The following is a 21,038-nucleotide window of genomic DNA, read 5'->3' as shown; positions in this document are numbered from 1 at the left end:
ATAAACTATCTGCCTCCTCGCATCTTCTTCATATCTTCAGGAGTCATTACTTTATACCCCTTTGGAGTAGCCGTACTAAATATTTCTTCTTCTTTCTTAAATTTAGTTTTTACGCTATAGGCAGAAATTTTCACATCCATTCCATTCATTTTAGCAGTAATTGCCATAGTTGCTCCCGGAATTTTATCTGAAAAGTAAGTGCCCCCTCTATAAGAAGGTAAGATAGCAGTTGTGTACCAAACTTCAGAAGTTTCTCCATCCTTTTGAGTAATTATAGCTTTCTTACAATCGTATCCAGCAATCTTCTTAGTTTCATCTATTAACTCAACTTTAGCATCATCTGCCACTAAACTTTGGCTGTTTCTATCATCCTGATTCTCTTTATTAGATAAACGCATGGCTATTTTCCCCATCATTCCATCCATAAATATAAAGGTTGAATCCAGACTTTGGACGCTTACACTTTTCAAAGTCATAAACTCTCCCATCACAGAATTACTAGCTAAAATTCCGTCTGTAAAATAAATATCTAAAGAGCTGTTTTGTAAACGCTCCATGTATTGAGCAGCTTCAGGGCTATCAGAGGAGTAATCTACATCGTAACTAATCTGTCCTTTGGTAATTTGAGCGTTCAACCCAATAGATAATAGAACACTCAGAGATAATAATAGTGATTTCATAATTCAATATTCATTTTAGAGGCCGCCTCCCATTTTAGAAATTTCCTCCATAGTTTTAACAGTATATCCTTTTGGAACACTTACATCAAACATTCCTTTTGTTTCTTTCAATGAATTTTCAACAGAAGTTGCCACAAAATTTAACGTTACTTGTTCTTGTTCTATGGTATATTCCAATGGAAGTCCAGGTATTTTATTGCTAACATATTTTCCCATAGCTTCTGGACTTATTTTAATATCTTCTGTGTACCAGTATGTAAATTCTGCTTCTTCCCCCATACTCATAATAGCTTTCTTACACTTATATCCCAAGATTTCTTTTGTCTCATCTACAAATTGGATTTCAGCCTTGTTAATGTCATTTTCATCATCAGCTTGATTCAAATCATACGGTGAAGCAATCTTACCCATCATGCCATCCATAAGTAGAATTCCCTTTTTCTTTTTTGCATCAATGACATTGATTGTTGTAATAAAAGCACCCATGTTAGATTCCGTTCTGGATTGAGTTCCTTTGGTATATATAGCTAATTTGGAACCTTCCATCATTCCTAATTGAGCTTGTACTTGTGGGTTGCTTGACTTCATTTTTAAGTCATATTTAACTGTAAAATTTTGTCCAAATACAAAATTAACAGACAATATTAAAGCGGTAATTAATGTAATCTTTCTCATTTTTTATTTTTTATTTAATCAAATTTACAATTTCAGTTTACTGTTACTCTCAATAATAGGATAAATCGCAATTATCTTAGGATAAACAGCATGTGTTACATTCAAAAGGCGCTACTTAAACAAGAAACGATAGAGATCATTTCCATTGGCATACACAAAAAGAGCGAGTAATAAAACAAAACCAACTAATTGTGCATATTCTAGTACTTTCTGAGGAGCTTCCTTTCCTGTTATCATTTCATACAACAAGAAGACAATATGTCCACCATCAAGCGCAGGGATTGGTAAAATATTCATAATCGCTAATACTAATGAAATAAACGCTGTATTTGCCCAAAAAACATGCCAATCCCAGGTAGAAGGGAATAAATTTCCAATAGCTCCAAATCCACCAACATTTTTTGCCCCTTTAGATGTAAATATTAGAGGGAGTTGTGCTGCATAATCACGCATAGTCCAAATAGCCTTTTCAAATCCCAAAGGAATAGCTTCTCCAAAAGAGAAGTCACGATGAGTAGGAACCAGCCACTCTGGATTAGCAGGTTGAAAACCGATCGTTTTATTTACATCAGCATAAGTTTCTAGCTCTTGATATTCTCCATTGCGGTAAAATCCGATAGTTACATTTGCAGTATCTTCTTTTAGTTTATTAAGTTGGGCTTTTAGGTTGTTAAAGAAAGGCGTTTCAATACCATTTAATGACACAATACTATCTCCCTTACGCAATCCCTTCTTAAATACATCTCTATTTTCCATTACAGAATCAACAACAATAGGAAAACGAGGATTGAATGCCATAATAGCGTCGTGTTCCCACATCCATTTATTAATGCCTTTTTCTAATTGGATAGTTTGCTTTTCTCCAGAAGGTTTTTCAACTTCTAAAGTACGAGCGCCACGAAGGAAGATTTGTAGATTGATTAAATTAAAATTTTCAACCTCCTGTCCATCTACTTTTGTAATTAAATCACCATCTTCAATGCCCGTATTTAATTTTTTAAAATTCTCATCTACAGCTATGCCATATTTTAGCGTTTGATTGCTTACCACATTATCACCCCAAGCAGCCACTACAACAATATAAATCAGGAAGCCTAGGATAACGTTAACGGTAACCCCACCTATCATAACAATCAAACGTTGCCAAGCTGGTTTAGAACGAAATTCATCTTCCTTTGGCGGTTGTTTCATTTGTTCTTTATCCATGGATTCATCAATCATCCCGGCAATTTTCACATACCCACCTAAAGGCAGCCAACCAATACCCCATTCTGTATCACCAATTTTCTTTTTAAAAATAGAAAACCAAGGGTCAAAGAATAAATAGAATTTTTCCACACGTATCTTAAATGCACGAGCTGCTATAAAATGTCCAAATTCATGTAAAACAATAAGAATTGCTAGTGACAGAATCAGTTGTGCTGCTTTAATCCAAAAATCCATAGTTTATTAATTAAGTTTACAAATATGAGAATAATTCACTCAACATTATAGTATTCTAATTGAATCACCTGCCAAAATTTGTGAAAATATTATAGGCCGGCCACATACACCTTTGTTAAGTCCACTTTTTCTTTTAGTACAGTTATAAACTGTTCTTTATCTTCAAGCGAAACATTTTCAAAAGGAAGTTCTAATACAAGTTCATTTACATACTCAAACACCAAGCTTTCTTCACAAAAAGAAATTCGTTTTAATCCTTTAAAATAAATAGCAATCACTTCTCTATCGACAGCAACAATTGCCTTATTGGTAATTCCTATTCGATATTTTTTACCATAAATACCTAACAAGGTATTCAAAAAATTATCTATAATAAACAGAAAGAAAACCAAAGAAATAATGCTAGCATAGACAGAAAATAAAACAAAGACTATGCTAAGCAAAAAGAAAAATACTATCTCGATTGTATTGAATAAGATAACCCTCTTTCTTCTAGCCGTACTAATTTCTGCATTAAATACAAATTTATTCTTCTGGTTAACTATACGTATTCCTGCCCATTTACGAACGGAACGATGTACACCAATTAGAAGGATTAAACCAGCAGATAGCGCAAAAATGAAATCGCGATGTGCATAATCTTTCAAAGAAATGTCCCAAGCTCCATACACCTCATTCACTCCCGTAAAGAAAGCAAAGGGAAGAGTTAGTAAAGAAATGATTAAAATCCACGCATTGTAAATCTTATTCATTTGGAATCATTTTTAGTTTCTCTTTTAACGCCTCCAATTTTAACTGTTCTGCTTTTAAACTTTTTTCAGCTTGTTCCAGCAATGGATTTGTTCCTTTTGAATTTGCAAAAAACCCAAGATTATTCTCGTATTGAATGATTTGTTGTTTTACTTTGTTTATTTCGTTGCGAATAGCAAATTTTTCTTTTGCTAGCATCTCAGCAGCATCACTACTTCCTTGGAGCGTATTTAAACGTGCTTGGAACATGACTTTCTCCTTTTCTACACCTTTCAGATCCAATGCCTCATAATGCGCGTTGATAGCCTTTTTATACGCGTCAAAAATTTGATTCTTTTGCTGATTTGGCACATATCCTATAGAGGCAAAACGTTCGGAAAAACTTTTTAAGATTTGGAGTGCCTCCTTTTTATCAGTAGGCAATGTATATCCTTTAATTTCCTCAATTAATGTTTGTTTTTCTTTTAAGTTACCTTCAAAACTTTTTTCTTGTTCTGCTTGGTAGCTCTCTTTGGCATTAAAGAAATAATCACACGCCGAACGGAATTCTTTCCATAATTTTTGTTCAAATTTCTTTCCAGCATTACCTGCTCGTTTCCAATCCTGTTGTAATTGTATAAAAGCTTTTGAAGTTTCATTCCATTCGGTACTATCCTTTAGTTTTAGCGCTTTTTGTATTAATCCTTCCTTATATTTAGCTACTTTATCAAACTCTTGATTAGCAACAGAAAAAAAGTTTCCTTTCAATTCAAAAAATTGATCACACAATCCTCGAAAATCTTTCCATACTTGTTCGCTCTCCTTGCGCTGGCCAATACCTGTATGTTTCCACTTATCCTGTAAATCCAATACCTGCTGTGTATGCTTTGTCCATGTTTTAACAGAGTCGCGCTCAGAAGCAAGAATCTCTTCCATCTTTTGAATAAGTTCCTTCTTTTGTTGGATACTTTCTTCGCTCTTTTTCTTACGTTCCTCATAGAAAGAACGAATTTTATCATAAACTTGGTTGACAGTCGCCCAATATTCATCCTTAATCTTATCCCACAATTCTTGTTTGGTAGGACCAATATCTTCCCAATCATTTTGAAGTTCTTTGATTCCAACTTCTAGATTTTTTATTTCATTCTGATTTACAAGAGACTGTAATTTAGATATGATATTTTGCTTTGCTTCAAAATTCTTCTGGAAATCATATTCTTTAATATCCTTATAAATGCGCATGTTGTAGAAGAATTCTTCTTGTAAACGACTAAATTCTTGTTGAATTTCATGACGTTTTACACGTGGAATATCGCCAATAGTTTTCCATTTCTCGCTAATTTCTTTATGAGTAGAGAAAGCTACTCCAATATTCTCTTCATCCGCAATTAATGCTTGGAACTGATTAATAAGTGCTCTTTTCTGACGAAGATTGTCTTCTTCAAAGGCACGTTGTTTATCCCTCAATTCCTTTTGTTGCGTTTTATATGCAGAAAAGATTTCATAAAATTCATTCTTTAACGGAGAAATCCAATCTTCTTGTTCCAATTCTTCCCCTTTCTCACGTGCTTCCAATTCTGCCACCTGCATTAGACGATTTGCTTCTAACAGATAATCTTCAAATTGTTGACGAAGTTCATCTACATCCCTTCCAACTGCTAAAATATCTTCAGTTTCTGTTAGTTTTTTCAAATCATCAATAAAAGCTCTTTTTTCCATAGTCAATGCTTTTAAATAAGATTTACTAAATTAAAGTCAGTTAGTTGTACAAACTCATGGATTCTATTTTCAATCTGAGCACGCGTAAGGTTTTCTAACTGTTCCGTTCCAAATTTTTCAACACAAAAAGAAGCCATTGCAGAACCTGCAATAATAGCTCGTTTCATATTTTCAAATGAAATATCATCCGTTGCTGCTAAATGCCCCATAAAACCACCTGCAAAAGTATCTCCTGCTCCTGTTGGGTCAAAAACATCGACTAATGGTAAAGCTGGTGCAGAAAACACTTTATCTCCATAAAACAATAAGGCTCCATGTTCTCCTTTCTTTATAATTAAATGCTTTGGACCCATATCACGAATGATTCTCGCTGCCTTTACCAGAGAATATTCTTTAGAAAGCTGACGTGCTTCTTCATCGTTTATAATTAAAAGGTCAATCTTTTTTAATGCTTTAGCTAAATCATCCATTGCCACATCCATCCAGAAATTCATAGTATCCATAGCAACTAATTTTGGGCGTTTATGAAGACGTTCCATAACTTTTAGTTGAACCTCTGGACTCAAATTTCCGAGCATTAAATAATCACAATCTTGATAAGAATCTGGAATAATTGGGTCAAATTCTCCTAATACATTTAATTCCGTTACTAAGGTTTCTCTAGAGTTCATATCGTTGTTATAACGACCAGACCAGAAAAAAGATTTTTTCCCTTGTTTAATTTGAAGGCCTTCTAGGTTAACTCCCTTATTGCTTAATTTATTCAACATTTCTTGAGGAAAATCTTCACCTACAACTGCAACAATATTCTGTTTCTTCACAAAATAAGAAGATGAAAAAGCAATATAAGTTCCTGCGCCACCAATAATTTTATCGGTCTTTCCAAACGGGGTTTCAATGGCATCAAACGCAACACTTCCTACAGTAACTAAACTCATAATTTAAAATTTGTCACAAATATATTGCTTAATGCGGAATATCACTCTATTTTTATGGTATTCCTATGAAAGTAATTACTTGTTTTGGGATTTTAGCTATTCTCCTGAATATTCTACGATGTTATTTTCTGTTTCGTATAACTTAACAATTAACTCATACGCTTGCAGTCTAGGCTTTAACCTTTCATAAATAACTTTCGCAATATTTTCAGCAGTTGGATTTAGGTTTTGAAACTCAGGGACATCTAAATTTAAATTCTTATGATCAAATCTATCCTCCACCTCTTCTTTTATAATCTTCTTTAAGTCAGTGAGGTTTATTAAAAACCCTGTCTCTTTATCAACTTCACCTTTAATCCAAGTTTCAAGCACATAATTGTGTCCATGATAATTAGGAGAATTGCATTTCCTAAAAACATGTTGGTTCTTTTCTTCCGACCAGGTTGGAACGTTGAGTCTATGTGCCGAATTAAAAGTTGTTCTTCTTCCAATTTTAATCATAATTTGTCGTCCAGTTTTTTTGTGCAAGTTACAAAATTTATATATAGGTGCCTCAAAAATGGCGAAATCCTGCACTTCAGCAAGCTCAGTACAGGCTTACACCATTTTTTAAACACCTACTGTTTCGCTGTCAATATTGACCTTTGAAACAGGTTCTCTATATTTAGTTAATTTTTAATTTTCACTGAACTGATATTCAGGCATTGCTTCCATTAATTTCTTACGGGCGATAAAAATTCGACTTTTTACTGTTCCCAATGGAATATCCAATTTATCAGATATCTCTTTGTATTTATATCCGGCAAAGTGCATTTCAAAAGGTACTTTATATTCATTCTCCAATTGATCAATTTTTTTAATAACCTCTTGATTCGTAAGTTGATGTAATGGAGAACTTGTAGAAACAGAAGTATTGTTTAATAAATAATAGTCTGTTGAATTATCAAAAATAGTTCGAGATTTAACACGTCTTCTATATTGATTGATAAAGGTGTTCTTCATAATAGTAAATACCCATGCTTTAAAATTGGTTTGTGGGATATATTGCTCTTTATATCGGATGGCTTTCAACATAGTTTCTTGTGTTAAATCTTGTGCATCCTCTTTATTTCGGGTATAATTCATTGCAAATGCCAAAAGGTGGGTTTCCATTGCAGTCAGTGTGTTGTTAAATTCAATTGTTGACATAATAAACTATTTAAATATTATATCCTGAATAACAACAAAACTATGCCATATTAAAATTAGCTTAAAAATTTAAACTATTGAAAATAGATTGCTGATAATTAAGTGTTTACATTTTATACACAACTATCATAGTTATCTATGAATATTGTATATATGTGTATTTTCTTAGACACTTTGTGTATATTTTACACGTATTTAATTGCATGTAATTTGCCTCAAGTATCTTCTAACTCCTAAACCCCAAAATATATTTTTTTAATTGATTGCCCGTTGTGCATTTACAAAAATTAATTAAATCAATAATCTCTACTATATATGGATTATGCTTAATCTGAAAGGATGTAAGAAAATAGGAATTATTTATAAAAAAGACCCCGAGAACCTTGATTGCTCGGGGTCTAAGATTATAATTGGTATTTTGTTCTAAATGCACAACGGGTAATTGAATATATTATCGTAAATTCGTAACAGATAACCTTAAAAATGACTATTATGAAACACATGTATCTTTTATTGTTTATGCTGGTAGGGGTAAATGGTTTCTCCCAAATCCCTGAATTCGAATTTCAGCTGTATTTTGAAGATGCGGCAGGGAATAAGGATACAATTGCTTTAGGTTATGATCCTTTGGCAACGGATTCGATTGATGCTGATTTTGATGAAGTAGATTTAACTAGTATTCCGTGGAAAACTTCTGGAATAGAGGTGAGGATTTCAGATCCAAAAGGGCAACCATACTCATATCCGTCCTATGAGACAAAAAAACAAATCATCAATTACACTTGCAGTAGTGCTAATCTACAACAGATCAATATCTTTACTAAAAATTGGCCCGTAACAATAATTTGGGAGGCTATAAGTGTTGACAGCTGTATAAAAGGTAGTCTTATAACGAGTTATCATCCGGGGGGTGGTTTGACGTTCCTGGACCGAGTAATATGGAAGTGATATCTTTCTTTGATAACGAATCAGGCGGTTTTTGGGGAAACACCTTCTCCTCCAATGTGGGGGCTGGAGGATCTGGTTACCCTTTTTCTTATATCAATTCGATCGGGGATACAATCTCCGCCTTTTGGCAAATGTTTGGAACAATGGAATTAATAACAATGGGTGTGCAACAAAATAAAATAGAAAAGCAAATTCAAGTATCACCCAACCCATTCACAGACAATTTCAAATTACCAGAAGCTATGCCACTCGATAAAATAAAGTTGATTGATCTAAATGGTAATGAAATCCTTTTACGAAAAGAAGGCGAGTTTTACACACCTTTGAAGTGTGCGACTGGAATGTATTTCCTTATCATTAGAGGTGAGAAAGGACAACAAATATTTAAAATAATAAAACAATGAAGATAAATCGCAAAGGTCACGAAGTTTACGCGAAGGTCGCTAGGATCTGCACACTTTGCACAAAAAATCTTAGTGCCTTTTGCGGTTATATAATTTAGACAGCTAAAAAATTTATAGTTTCCTGCGATGGTTTACAAATTTATTTGTAATTTCACATCGTAATCTAATTAAGAAATATGAGAGCAATTTACCTAATCTTATGTGTATCAGTCCTAACAGGGCTATCTTCTTGTGGCGGTGGAAATAGTGACGAACCTATTATTGAATACGATGATATAGATGAAGGGTTAGATAATTACGAAGCATTTAGTTTGGCTCCTTATGGGATTCCTGCTCTCATATATTTACCTGATGCCACTGCTAATATTGGTGCCGCAACTTCTCCAGAAATACTTCATGATATGGATGATTACAAATGGACCATCAATGTAGGACAAAATTTCAGTCTGAACATAGAAGATTGGGGTGGAACAGATGCTTTCAGTGAAAGAGTTAAAGAACTTGAAAATCAAAAAATTTATAAAGTAGAGTTTCTAAAAAAAGAAGATAATTTTGTGTATTATAAAACTATTCTTAACGTAAATGGCGTAAAAGGAAGAGATGAGGTAGGTGTAGATCACGAAAGTTTTTACGTGATGTCTCAACACAAAATCGATGGAATTAACTACTTGTTTATTACTACCGAAGACGGGCATCCAAAACCAATTACGGATTATATGGAGAAAACCGTTAAGTTTGTAAAACCTCTCACTGAAAAGCCAGTATAGACTCTATTTGGGAGTCTCATTGTCTCTAAATGCAGAAGGGAGTAAATCGGGAATAATTTTTAAAATTATTGGCAATAAAATCATCCCTCCAGGTAACATAAAGATAGCAAAAGCAGGTAGAGACTTAACTATATCTCCAAATTGAGATTTCACCTTTTCTTTTTCATCATCTGTTAATTCAGTTTGAAGAGACTTATTTACTAATGCTATCAACTCTCTGCTCTCTTTTAATTCTTCTACAACCTTATCTTTGTTCCTTCCTAAGATTTTAATCCAGCGTTTTGAAAAGTTATTTACTAATCGCTCATAAGAAGTGCTTTGATGGAAGAAAATAATTTTATGATTATTCTCCATAATAAACTTTTCAATAAAGATAATTGCACTCCTTAACTGAGTAAGATCAATAGATAAATAAGCACATAATTCATTTAATTGAATAATCTCCTCACTTGAATCCTGGCTAATTTCAGAAATATCTGAATGGATAGTAAGAATTGCCATATCAATGAGATATAAACGATATAAGTTTTCGGCATATTTAGGAATCGTAATATCTTGCACGGTTAAGTTTTGACTCTTTAATCTATCATTAAACTCCATTTTATCCGTTTCATTGAGATATATAGAATTCAAAAAGACATTCAGAATAGATTTTTCTTCGGCATCAATATTCTTATCAATCAAAGACATTACTCCGATTGTATATAGAGTACCTTTCATAAACACACTATAGCTTTCCGTTATTTCACGCTGATGTTGTAAAAATGACCTAAAAGCAATAACATCCAAATAGATTAAACTATTTTCTATATAATTAATCCATAAACGGTTACCAAAGGTTGATTTTGGGTGAACTCTTCTTTTAAGAATATTCTCAAGTTTGACGCCATCTGTTTCCTTGAAAATAATCTTTGTAATATTGAATAAAGAATTGTCTTGATACTTCTGATAAAATTCTAATAAAGAGTTGATAAGTTCTTCTTTCTTACATTGTTTTTTCTCACTAATATAAATCAATAAAAGACATTCAAAAAGCAGTAAAGACATTTTTTCTTCATCTGTCCAATTATCTGAAATTTTATCATTAAAAAAAATAAATTCACATGGGAAACCAAAGATAATCCCAGATTTAAAAAATAAATTATGCAAATATGCATCTAGAGTATCTGATTGAATATCAGCGTGTTTAAGCACATCAATCTTTTCTTCTTCAATCAAAGAAAAATATTTATCAATCCAATTTTTAGATCCAGGTTGAATCATCTTTATACCCCTATTTTAAATACAAAAATAGTAAATATTCAATTTAGTATTTTACTTTTGTTAGGTATGATACATAAATATACATTCGTAAAATATTCCTTTATCTATATATTGAGTTTACACTCTTTTCTTACTTGGTCTCAAGAACAAAAGGTCAAACTCCCCAAAGAATTAAAAGAAAGCTCGGCACTTATCGTATATCAAAATACATTCTTAACCATCAATGATTCTGGAAATGAGCCGAAAATTTATCAATTTAATCGAAGAGGTGAGATCATACATACTGCTTACCTGACGAATGCGAAAAATATCGATTGGGAAGCAATGGCATTTGATGGAAAGGAATATCTATTTATTGGAGATATTGGAAACAATTCAAACAAACGAAAAGATCTATGTATCTATAAAGTTCCCATTACAAAAATATTAGAGGAAGATACCGTATTTGCTGAAAAAATCGAATTCAGTTATCCCGAACAAATTAATTTTCCACCCGAAAAATCAAGTCTATATTATGATGCTGAAGGAATGATAATAAAAGATGGGAATTTACTCATATTTACAAAAAATAGAACGATTCCCTTTGATGGTATAGTCAAGATATATGAAATACCAACTAACTCAGAAGTATCTTATGCAAGATTAATCGGAGAGATTCAATTACCAGCAAGCAATTGGAAAATTGATAGCGTTACCGATGCATCTATACATGAAGAAGAAATATTCCTTCTCACATATACAAAGATATATACATTACAGTCGATAGATAATCACTGGCAAATTAAAAAAGTGATAGAACATTCGGAATGGACACAGAAAGAAGGCATGTATGTCGATAATGAGAATTTCTATCTAACAGATGAAAATAGTTTAGGAATCTTCAAAGGAAATTTTCTCTATATTCAGAAAAGGTAACATAAAAATGTTAAAACAATAAATGAAGTTTATTTAAAATAAACTTTATATAAATAACTATTAGTCAAGTAATTACATTTTAGCTATTAAATTAAAAAATTCTCCATATAGAAAATAGCATACTTATAATCTATTTTTTTCTAATTCTATTATATAAACTTAGAAATAGACGTATATTTGCACACAGAGAGAATATATATATTTGAATGAATATTATTGAATTAGTTGATACCGTCTTAGGTGAACCAACATGGATGTTTAATTGGGGAGATGCTTTTGGACGTGAAAATTATTTTTCACATCTCCTAGCTAAAATCATACTAGTAATTTATGGACTTTGTTTAGTCCTTATCTTTTTATATAGTGTTCTTCAGCTATCATTGGCTGTAAACTATAAGAAGAATCAAATAAAAGATAAAAGAAAGCCTCTTGATTTTAACCCAGAGAAAGCCCCTTTTGTAACCATTCAACTTCCGATGTTTAATGAACTTTACGTAGCGGAACGAATCATTGAGCAGGTAGCACAAATGGATTATCCATTGGATAAATTTGAAATTCAAGTATTAGATGACTCAACCGATGAGACAGTTGATGTTATAGCTAAAAAAGTTATTGAAGTACGAGAAAAATACGGAGTGAATATTGAGCATATTCACAGAACAAATCGAATCGGATATAAAGCAGGAGCATTAGCTGCAGCACTACCAGCAGCTAAGGGAGAATTTGTTGCTATTTTCGATGTTGACTTCTTACCCGATACAGACTTTCTTCAGAAAACTATTACAGAATTTGAGGCTGAAAATATTGGAGTAGTTCAAACAAGATGGGGCCATATCAATAAACATTTTTCTATCCTAACGGAATTGCAAGCATTCGGATTAGATGGTCACTTTGCAATCGAGCAAGTAGGTAGAAATTCAGTTGGACACTTTATCAACTTTAATGGTACTGGAGGGATTTGGAGAAAAGCTTGCATCGAAGATGCGGGTGGATGGCAACACGATACCTTAACTGAAGATCTAGATTTGAGTTACCGTGCACAAATGAAAGGGTGGAAATTTATTTATCTCGAAGATGTAATTGCACCGGCAGAGCTACCTATTACAATGAGTGCTTTAAAGGGGCAACAACACAGATGGATGAAGGGAGGTGCTGAATGTTTTAGAAAAATGGGAAAACGTTTATTAACTGCAAAAGGAATAAAATTCTCAGATAGGATTCATGGTTTATCTCACCTATTCAACTCTTCTATCTTTATATTTATCGTGATTATGAGTTTATTAAGTCTTCCCATTCTTCATATTAAAGATAGTTTTGAGGATCTTAATTTCATTATCCAATTTGGTAGTATATTTATACTCTCCACTCTATTCCTTATGTATTATTATTGGAATTCATATCGTGAGAAAACAGCAGATAAAAGAAAAACTAGATGGCAATTCTTTGTGCGTTTCTTCCAATTCTTAACTGTATCTATGGGATTGTCTCTTAATAATGCGGTTGCTGTAATTGAAGGTTATATGGGAATAAAGAGTTCATTTGTTAGAACTCCAAAGTTTAATGTTTCTACTATTAAGGATGGAAAGATTGAAAATAAATATGACAAAAAAGATATTTCACTAGTCACTATTTTTGAAGGGATACTTTGTTTACTTTTTGGAATAACAGCAATTAACAGATTAGCTTATGGTGATATAGGAATGGTTCCTTTTCATGCTATGCTCGCTATAGGATATGGCACAGTATTCTATCACTCCATCGCAGAAGTACATGATTCTTCCTTTGCTATAGTTCCAAAATTAAATGCTAAAACAAGCAACGTAAACGCTTAACTAATATAAAGATTTATAGTCTGCAATCCATATCGGATCACAAACATCTTTTAATAATTGAAAAAAAGCGGAATCTGAGAATGAATCTTGGTCATATCCTCTCACTCCATATCGCTGATATAAATAGGCTTGCTGTTTTAAACTAGGACGAATTTCACCATTACTCCACCCTTTCCCCGATTGAAAATTAAATGGATGGAAATCAAAGCGGATTTTCCAAAGGGAGTCGTACGCAGATCTAAAATCCACAATTGTTCCATCTACTAAAGTATCATCATGTAAACCAAAATTTTCATAATAATTAAAAAAGGTTTGGGTCTTTGGAATAGGCCACTCTCCTAAGCAAATTTTGTCAAGTTGATATAAATCAATGGGAGCAGAAGAAATTTGTTTGTTATCTCTATAATAAATGATGGAGTATTCAGTTAAACTCCCCGTAGGCAATAAACCTATTTTTACGCCAAAAGAAACACGATATGAATAAGAGGGTGTAGAGCTAGATAAAATCAGCAGAATAAAGCACAATCCTATAAATCCAATAAACCTGCTCATTACTTTATAACCATAAAAGGTAAAACAAATCTAAATAACTATGGTTTAGATTCAGTATGTGCATTAGTTAATAAATCCAATACTGTCTTTACAGGTGTAAAAGCAGTGGAAGGAGCATCTACAAAAACACTTGTCCAATTAGCCATACTTCCATTCCATAGTCCTGGTAATTCAATGAAATGAATAGTTTTATTTAAATGTGTTTTTTCTACCTTAAAATATTTATTAGGATCAGAGAAATTAGTTAAAGAGAGTTTATTTCCAAAAATATCCGTCGTGGAAACAGCCATCAAGACAGGGTTAAAGTATTGACTCTGAACCATAATCTTATATTGTTCTCCTTTATTATTGATTTGAGCCTTTTCTACAATTTGTTTAGATATTATCCCTCCTTCATTCACCCAAAATGGTCCACCACCAGGTTGACCCTCATTTTTAACCATACCACAGATTCGTATAGGTCGTAAAACAATAGCATCTAATTGATCTTTACTCATGTTTATAAACGACATATCTGGACTAATAAATTGATATCTTTCGTTTAGCATAGTCAGTTCATCTCGTTGGTTATCACTTAAGTATGCAGCTTTGAGTTCTTTTTTAAATTCAATCAATAATCCACCTAAATATTTGAATAAATCTATAGAATCTTGTGAATAAATTTCATGTTGTACATTATCAATATTCTTTATAAAGATGATATCACTATTAATTGCATCCAAATTGTTCAATAAGGCACCGTGTCCAGATGGCCGGGTAAGAATCTCTTCGTTATTGGCATATACAACTTGTTGACTATCGTCAAAAGCAATGGAATTAGTCGATATATTCTGTTCTGACCAAGTTATATTGCATCTACGACCTGTTAAATGTTGAATAGCTAAAAGCGCATCTTTTATCTTCCCTTCATATTCCTTATTGATTGTAAAATGGAAAGAAATATCATCATCTTTAACGCGTAATCCTTGCAATAACTGCTCTTGAAAGGCATTTAAAATAAAACTCCGAGAGCGATGAAAAGGAATGAGTCCTTTAGGTAAATCTCCTAAACCAAGACCAGATGACTTCAGCAAATAAGAAATAAATTCATCTAGGTTTACATCGTAATTTTTTACTTTTTTCTTTAATGCATAGGGCAATAACTCAAAGAAAGCAAAATCCGAAATAGAATTAAGAAATTTTTCTGTATTCCCTCTAGATTCTTCCGTTGGATTATCTAAGAAATCATACAAAAAATTAAACATTCGCGAACCAGAGCCAGATGCTGGAATAAAGAAAGTGATTTCTTGTTCAGAACTGCTAAAAATAAAACGAAACTTATTCTTCTCAAAATCTGCATGATGAATAATCCCATCATCCATTTTACAAGGTCTTTCTAATATCACCTCAGGTTGTTCCCCAAAGGTCAGCGCTCTATATTTTTCTATCACAGCAGAATTTTCTTTAATTTCCATATCTAGTATATAGCTTTAAAGTATCTTTAACGTTGATTTATACTGATTATGATAAATTTAGTTACTGAATACCTAAAATATTGTCTATATTCTAAAAAAAGACATGGAGTACATTCTCCATTTATATACGAGCTTAGTGACAAATGTTTGCGCCAACCAATTCAAAAAGATATTTGGGAAGAATTTCTGACAATGCAAAGAAACTTCCGTACTTCCACACAAACCATTGAGGTTACAGATCTTGGCTCTGGTTCCAAAAAATTAAATAAAGTCCGTAAAGTCAAAGATATTGCAAGTATATCAGGGATAAATCATAAATATGGAAAGTTACTTTATAAGTTAGTTAAATACTACCCTATTCAACATATATTAGAACTAGGGACATCGTTAGGGTTAGGTACTTTTCTTTTGACATCCGCTAAAGATACAGTAAACACAATCACCGTAGAAGGCTGTCCAAATACCAGTAAATTTGCTATGGAAAATTTTCCTCTTACTCAGAAACACAGAGTCCAATTCATAAATGATTCCTTTGAAAATTTCTTAATGGCATATAATCAAGAAACAAAATTCGATTTAGTTTTTATTGATGGAGACCACAGTAAAAGGAGTTTATTACGCCAATTAGAGTTATTAGAACCACTCACCCATGACGAAACTATCTTCGTATTGGATGATATTCGCTGGACTTCTGATATGCTCGAAGGATGGAAATCTCTCCAAAACAATTCGGACTATCATCTCACGATAGATCTTTTTCGAATTGGAATTATACTCAAACGAAAACACCAACAAAAAGAACATTTTATTATTAGATACTAAAAAAGGGATTCCTCTGGAATCCCTTTTTATATGCATTATTTATGGTTATTAATCTATGCTACAAGATCCTCCGAAAGGTGCAGCATATGTAGTGCTAAATACATCACAAGAAGCTTTAGCATCTTTCTTAGAAACATTTGTATAAGTTTGTGAAGCTTCTTCAATAATAATACCTGTTCCTGTTTTACAAGTACATTTCCAGTCTTTTTTGCAAGAAGTGAACGCAAATGAAATAGCGATGATAGCTAGTGTAGTTAATATAGTTCTTTTCATGTTTTTAATGAATTAATAAATTAATAATAAACCTAAATTAATTATTTTTTTACAAAAAACAATCAAATACAAATGATTATTCTTAAAATATTAATACTAATCCATTGTGCATTCACAAAAAATAAATACAATCAATAATTTCTACTGTATGTGGATTGTATTGAATTTGTAAAAATGTAAAAAATAGAATTTATTAAAAAATAGACCCCAAGAACCAAGGCTCTCGGGGTGACAATTGTGAGAGAAGGCTATCGGTCGGCAAAGCCGACCGCCTGATTCTCCCTAGGGATTGTCACCCCGACGGACGAAGGAGTGTCGGGGTCTAAGATTATAACCTATGTCTCATTCTAAATGTATAACGGGTTAATACTAATCGATACTACAAGAAACATTTTGGATAGAAACATTCCCATTTTCATCCACATTGACATTGCTGCCACCTGAACCAATTGAAACATTTCCCCATTCACAGAAACATGCGTGTCCCCATACTCATCACAAGCTGATTGTGCATTTTTCTTTGTTGAATTTTTTATTGTTGTGCTTGCTCCCTGAACGGCAACGCCTTGAACAGCACAAGTACACGTATAATCCTTTTTACAAGAAGAAACTATAAAAACAGTGGCAACAATCAAAAGAGAGTTTAAAATGATCTTTTTCATAAGTAATTATTAAATATGAATCTAAATTAATTTATTTCAATAATAAAGTAAGTTCAAATAGTAAATGCGACATTTGGTCATACAATAATTGATTTTTTCAAATGAAAGGGCATAAAGCCCTCTCACCTGAAATGGTAAAAATCACTATTTTGTGTCCTCGACCAAAAGTTGCAAAATTATGAGTCATCTTACCTTAGAACAAAGATATGTTATTGAAGCATATCTAAAGATTAAAAAGTCAAAAGATTTTATAGCTAAAACTTTAAACATCCATCGTTCTACTGTTTTTCGAGAAATTAAAAGGAATAGTACGAATACAGGGAGATATTCTTCAAAACTAGCACATGAATATGCTTGTGATAGAAAAGATCGGTTTACAGCAAATCGAAAATTCGATGAAAACTGTAAAAGACTTATTGAGAAATATATGGAAGAATATTGGTCTCCAGAGCAAATTGTTGGTTATTGTAAAGCCAATGGTTTACCGATGGTTAGTGCGGAAAGAATATATCAATATATACGGTCTAACAAAGAGAATGGAGGAGACTTATATAAGTTTACACGGCATCGACTTAAACACCGAAAACGACCAGTAGGCAGGCATTATCCCATTGCTAATCGTGTTTCTATTGAGGAAAGACCAGTAGTTGTAGATAATAAAAGTCGATTTGGGTACCGATAGCTATCGGTAGGGAAATGGACACCATTATAGGAGCTAACCAACAAGGGGCTATATTAACATTGACTGAAAGAAAGACTAATTTTGTATTTATAAAGCGACTTCCTAATGGGAAAAACGCTAAAGACCTAGCAAAAATTCTAATTAATCAATTAATTCCATATAAGAATTTTGTACACACTATAACTACTGATAATGGGGCGGAATTTGCTGACCATTTGAAAGTTACAAAAAAGCTAAAAATACCTATTTATTTTGCACATCCATATTGTTCTTGGGAAAAAGGTGCGATTGAACATGCAAATAAATTGATAAGACAATTTATTCCAAAAGAAGCTGATTTGACAAAATATTCTCAACAACAATTGACTGAAATACAACATGTAATAAATAAAAGACCGAGAAAAAAACTGAATTTTAAATCTCCTAAGGATATATTTTATAACTTTATAAACAGAAATTATGGTAGTGTCGCATTTGAGACTTGAATCTGCCTAAATACAAAAAGTAAATCATTTATTTGTTTGTAAATAGAATTTACTTAAATTCGCACACTCCAATTGCCCGGGTGGTGGAACTGGTAGACACGTCGGATTCAAAATCCGATGCCGCGAGGCGTGTGGGTTCGATTCCCACCCCGGGTACCAAAGTCTAAAACAATCGCTTTTCGACTTATTTTCACTTATTTTATCGTCTTATCCTTCCAATTCTCCATAAAGGCCGGCTGGATATCCACTTCAGGCAATTGATATGTAGAATAATAAGCCATTGAATCCGTTGGAAAGGTTAACAGAGGTGTTCCAGGAGCTAAAAAATTAACTAAACTTGTCATATAAGAAAACTGATACGGATCGGTTGCAAAAACTATCTTCTTAAACCCTAATTTATCAGCCAATTTTTTACTGTATTTTATATTTTCTGTAGTATGTAAAGCCTCATCCTCTGAAAAAACATGTTCTGCTGGTATTCCAAGTTGGATGGCAAATAATTTCATCAATTTACCTTCATAATAAGGTGTATGCACTGCATCTCCTGAGAAAATGATATTTTTAGCAATGCCTCGATCATATAACGTTTTTGCCCAATGCAAACGTGTTGCAAACAGTTCTTTATTACTCGGAGCATCATACGGATATCCTGGGACTACCATCACGTCATAAGGAGCATGTTTATAGCCTTTCTTATTCTTCCTATGCACCACTCTGTCAAGGGAACAAGAAGATACTATCAATATAGAAAATAGAATCAGAATAATGCTTCTTTTCATCACTTCTTTTTAAATTTTATACCAAATATACAATTATGCAGTTATTTTGTTCTGAAAACACATACACATATCTCATTAATTTCTATAAATTCGTAGCACTTATTGCCAAATGTAAAGACAATGCAGCAGAAACTATTTTTATTTATACTCGGGGTGTTGATGCTAACATTCGCTTCTTGTAAAAAGGATTATACATGTACATGCAATGAAAAGGTTTATCCAATTCAAAAATCTACCAAACAAGTAGCCAAAAGAGCTTGCGAAGATTGGGGAAAAACATACGGGCCTTGTACTTTTGGCGTCAAAGTGAAGGAAGCTAAAAATTAAAGATTCGCCTACGTAAAGAAGATGTCTTTTTATATTCATCTATAATTTCATTTCCTCTACCGCTCTTAAATTTTTGCAGCCATTTAGGATAAGCCTTATAAACTAGAAGGTCATATTCACTCATAAGTAAAGGGATAACAGCTAAAAAATAAATCTTTTTATCATTTAATTGAAGTGGTTTCATAAACTCTTCTAGATAAATTGGGTCTGCTAAAAGAAAATATTCTTGTTCCATTAAATTAGAAATAGGTTTCGTAGGATTTCCATTTGCAATGGTATGTCCTGGTCCATACCAAGTTTCTTTCTCAATGACATTTTTAGCAAGTTTTTGCAAAGTTTCGATAGGCCACTTCCTATTTTCATCAGTAAAGTCCCAATATTCCGGTAAACAAATGAACAATTCATTATAAACTCGCTCGTTTACAGTTTTTAAATGATTCGGAATAGGCATTTTGTAATCAGACATCCCATTTGTAACGATTACACGGAAAGTTAAATTTGTTTGGATTGTAATTTCCAATAAAGGAATATACATTTCGTCTTCGGTAATAAATTCCTTTACCCGATGCTCTCCAAATTTTTCTTTTAATGCTTTTTCAAGTTCGCTCATAGTTATTTAAGGTATCCACTTAATATCCTTGAAATCTGGCTTTCTTTTTTCCAAAAATGCTTTTCTTCCTTCTTTTGCTTCATCTGTCATATAGGCTAAACGTGTTGCCTCTCCGGCAAAAACTTGTTGCCCAACCATACCATCATCTGTCAGGTTCATTGCAAACTTTAACATTTTAATAGAAGTAGGGGATTTGGCTAATATTTCTTGTGCCCACTCGTATGCTGTGTCTTCTAATTCTGCATGTGGAATTACTGCATTCACCATTCCCATATCCGCAGCATCTTGTGCGGAATAATTTCTACCTAGGAAGAATATTTCTCGAGCTTTCTTTTGTCCTACCATTTTTGCTAAATAAGCTGAACCATAACCTCCGTCAAAACTAGTTACATCCGCATCTGTTTGTTTGAAAATTGCATGCTCCTTACTCGCCAATGTTAAATCACAAACGGTATGTAAACTATGTCCACCTCCTACAGCCCAACCCGGAACTACAGCAATTACAACCTTGGGCATAAAACGAATCAAGCGTTGTACTTCGAGTATATTTAAGCGGGGCATTCCATCTTCATCCACATAACCTTGATGTCCTCTAGCATTTTGATCTCCTCCACTACAAAACGACCAAACTCCATCTTTCGTAGAAGGACCCTCAGCAGAAAGTAGCACAACACCAATAGAGGTGTCTTCTCTAGCATCTAAAAATGCTTCAAATAACTCGCCTACTGTTTTGGGTCTAAATGCATTACGAATATTCGGACGATTAAAAGCTATACGGGCTACTCCATCTGCCTTTTTGTAGGTAATGTCTTCGTATTCTTTAACCGTTTTCCAATTGACTTTTGACATACTTCTAATTTTGCTGTGAAGGTACAGAATTTATTATTAAAC

Annotated in this window: 23 protein-coding genes, 1 tRNA gene and 1 pseudogene; 9 read left to right on the top strand and 16 right to left on the bottom strand. The window is 32.9% G+C overall.

Features of this window, described 5'->3' with window-relative positions:
- Positions 1-5 precede the first annotated feature (5 nt).
- The 8 genes from M9897_01570 to M9897_01535 all read right to left on the bottom strand — a co-directional run bounded on the left by M9897_01570 (position 6) and on the right by M9897_01535 (position 7,372).
- On the bottom strand, positions 6-680 hold the full coding sequence (locus M9897_01570) for a GLPGLI family protein (protein MCO5267566.1): 675 nt from the start codon (positions 678-680) through the stop codon (positions 6-8).
- Positions 681-695: 15 nt separating this feature from the next.
- Positions 696-1,355 (bottom strand): hypothetical protein, encoded by a 660-nt coding sequence (locus M9897_01565; protein ID MCO5267565.1) that lies wholly within the window; start codon positions 1,353-1,355, stop codon positions 696-698.
- A 111-nt stretch (positions 1,356-1,466) separates the two neighbouring features.
- Positions 1,467-2,798, bottom strand: a complete 1,332-nt coding sequence (gene rseP / locus M9897_01560; protein ID MCO5267564.1) for an RIP metalloprotease RseP — start codon at positions 2,796-2,798, stop codon at positions 1,467-1,469.
- 89 nt (positions 2,799-2,887) lie between these two features.
- Entirely contained in the window at positions 2,888-3,550 is a 663-nt protein-coding gene (locus tag M9897_01555) for a hypothetical protein (GenBank protein MCO5267563.1), read from the bottom strand.
- The gene (locus M9897_01550; GenBank protein ID MCO5267562.1) at positions 3,543-5,246 is read right to left on the bottom strand and encodes a DUF349 domain-containing protein; all 1,704 of its coding nucleotides are present in this window, start codon (positions 5,244-5,246) and stop codon (positions 3,543-3,545) included. The genes M9897_01555 and M9897_01550 overlap by 8 nt, the downstream gene beginning before the upstream one ends.
- 11 nt (positions 5,247-5,257) lie before the next feature.
- The gene (locus M9897_01545; protein MCO5267561.1) at positions 5,258-6,187 is read right to left on the bottom strand and encodes a PfkB family carbohydrate kinase; all 930 of its coding nucleotides are present in this window, start codon (positions 6,185-6,187) and stop codon (positions 5,258-5,260) included.
- A gap of 93 nt (positions 6,188-6,280) precedes the next feature.
- Positions 6,281-6,688 (bottom strand): 6-carboxytetrahydropterin synthase, encoded by a 408-nt coding sequence (locus tag M9897_01540; protein MCO5267560.1) that lies wholly within the window; start codon positions 6,686-6,688, stop codon positions 6,281-6,283.
- A gap of 171 nt (positions 6,689-6,859) precedes the next feature.
- Positions 6,860-7,372, bottom strand: coding sequence for an RNA polymerase sigma factor (locus tag M9897_01535; GenBank protein MCO5267559.1), 513 nt, complete (start codon positions 7,370-7,372; stop codon positions 6,860-6,862).
- 492 nt (positions 7,373-7,864) lie between these two features.
- Here M9897_01535 and M9897_01530 point away from each other — a divergent pair, with 492 nt between their 5' ends.
- The 3 genes from M9897_01530 to M9897_01520 all read left to right on the top strand — a co-directional run bounded on the left by M9897_01530 (position 7,865) and on the right by M9897_01520 (position 9,491).
- The gene (locus tag M9897_01530) at positions 7,865-8,320 is read left to right on the top strand and encodes a hypothetical protein (GenBank protein MCO5267558.1); all 456 of its coding nucleotides are present in this window, start codon (positions 7,865-7,867) and stop codon (positions 8,318-8,320) included.
- Positions 8,311-8,724: a T9SS type A sorting domain-containing protein gene (locus M9897_01525; GenBank protein ID MCO5267557.1), complete on the top strand. Its 414-nt coding sequence runs from the start codon at positions 8,311-8,313 to the stop codon at positions 8,722-8,724. Before M9897_01530 ends, M9897_01525 begins: the two co-directional genes overlap by 10 nt.
- A 176-nt stretch (positions 8,725-8,900) precedes the next feature.
- On the top strand, positions 8,901-9,491 hold the full coding sequence (locus tag M9897_01520) for a hypothetical protein (GenBank protein MCO5267556.1): 591 nt from the start codon (positions 8,901-8,903) through the stop codon (positions 9,489-9,491).
- A gap of 3 nt (positions 9,492-9,494) precedes the next feature.
- On the opposite strand, the gene M9897_01515 is transcribed toward M9897_01520, so the two are convergent.
- Entirely contained in the window at positions 9,495-10,754 is a 1,260-nt protein-coding gene (locus M9897_01515; protein MCO5267555.1) for an LETM1-related biofilm-associated protein, read from the bottom strand.
- Between the two features lie 66 nt (positions 10,755-10,820).
- On the opposite strand from M9897_01515, the gene M9897_01510 reads away from it, so the two are divergent.
- Positions 10,821-11,669, top strand: a complete 849-nt coding sequence (locus M9897_01510; protein MCO5267554.1) for a hypothetical protein — start codon at positions 10,821-10,823, stop codon at positions 11,667-11,669.
- Positions 11,670-11,875: 206 nt separating this feature from the next.
- On the top strand, positions 11,876-13,501 hold the full coding sequence (locus M9897_01505) for a glycosyltransferase (protein ID MCO5267553.1): 1,626 nt from the start codon (positions 11,876-11,878) through the stop codon (positions 13,499-13,501).
- Here M9897_01505 and M9897_01500 read toward each other — a convergent pair whose 3' ends face one another.
- The gene (locus M9897_01500; GenBank protein MCO5267552.1) at positions 13,502-14,053 is read right to left on the bottom strand and encodes a hypothetical protein; all 552 of its coding nucleotides are present in this window, start codon (positions 14,051-14,053) and stop codon (positions 13,502-13,504) included. It lies immediately after the preceding gene.
- Between the two features lie 38 nt (positions 14,054-14,091).
- The gene (locus tag M9897_01495) at positions 14,092-15,507 is read right to left on the bottom strand and encodes a DUF4301 family protein (protein MCO5267551.1); all 1,416 of its coding nucleotides are present in this window, start codon (positions 15,505-15,507) and stop codon (positions 14,092-14,094) included.
- A gap of 192 nt (positions 15,508-15,699) precedes the next feature.
- Here M9897_01495 and M9897_01490 point away from each other — a divergent pair, with 192 nt between their 5' ends.
- A complete protein-coding gene (locus M9897_01490) occupies positions 15,700-16,329 on the top strand; it encodes a class I SAM-dependent methyltransferase (protein ID MCO5267550.1) in 630 nt (209 codons plus the stop codon).
- A gap of 48 nt (positions 16,330-16,377) precedes the next feature.
- Here the strand turns inward: M9897_01490 and M9897_01485 are convergent, their stop codons facing one another.
- Both M9897_01485 and M9897_01480 read right to left on the bottom strand, forming a co-directional pair.
- On the bottom strand, positions 16,378-16,602 hold the full coding sequence (locus M9897_01485; GenBank protein ID MCO5267549.1) for a hypothetical protein: 225 nt from the start codon (positions 16,600-16,602) through the stop codon (positions 16,378-16,380).
- Positions 16,603-16,949: 347 nt separating this feature from the next.
- On the bottom strand, positions 16,950-17,264 hold the full coding sequence (locus M9897_01480) for a hypothetical protein (GenBank protein ID MCO5267548.1): 315 nt from the start codon (positions 17,262-17,264) through the stop codon (positions 16,950-16,952).
- 178 nt (positions 17,265-17,442) lie between these two features.
- Between M9897_01480 and M9897_01475 the strand changes: the two are divergent.
- Positions 17,443-18,431 (top strand): annotated as a pseudogene (locus tag M9897_01475) (IS30 family transposase).
- A gap of 74 nt (positions 18,432-18,505) precedes the next feature.
- A tRNA-Leu gene (locus tag M9897_01470) sits at positions 18,506-18,590 on the top strand.
- Between the two features lie 35 nt (positions 18,591-18,625).
- Here M9897_01470 and M9897_01465 read toward each other — a convergent pair.
- A complete protein-coding gene (locus M9897_01465) occupies positions 18,626-19,210 on the bottom strand; it encodes a YdcF family protein (protein MCO5267547.1) in 585 nt (194 codons plus the stop codon).
- Positions 19,211-19,330: 120 nt separating this feature from the next.
- Between M9897_01465 and M9897_01460 the strand changes: the two genes are divergently transcribed.
- Complete coding sequence (locus M9897_01460; protein MCO5267546.1) at positions 19,331-19,537, top strand: hypothetical protein; 207 nt, start codon at positions 19,331-19,333, stop codon at positions 19,535-19,537.
- Here the strand turns inward: M9897_01460 and M9897_01455 are convergent.
- Complete coding sequence (locus M9897_01455; GenBank protein MCO5267545.1) at positions 19,527-20,147, bottom strand: suppressor of fused domain protein; 621 nt, start codon at positions 20,145-20,147, stop codon at positions 19,527-19,529. The two genes, M9897_01460 and M9897_01455, sit on opposite strands and share 11 nt — an antisense overlap.
- A 6-nt stretch (positions 20,148-20,153) precedes the next feature.
- Positions 20,154-20,996, bottom strand: a complete 843-nt coding sequence (locus M9897_01450; protein MCO5267544.1) for a 1,4-dihydroxy-2-naphthoyl-CoA synthase — start codon at positions 20,994-20,996, stop codon at positions 20,154-20,156.
- Positions 20,997-21,038: the final 42 nt, after the last annotated feature.

This window comes from Brumimicrobium sp. (assembly GCA_023957385.1).
In the GTDB taxonomy this organism is placed as follows: Bacteria; Bacteroidota; Bacteroidia; order Flavobacteriales_D; family Crocinitomicaceae; genus Brumimicrobium.
The sequence above is the reverse complement of the archived record's forward strand: the minus strand, read 5'-3'. Positions and strand labels throughout refer to the sequence as shown.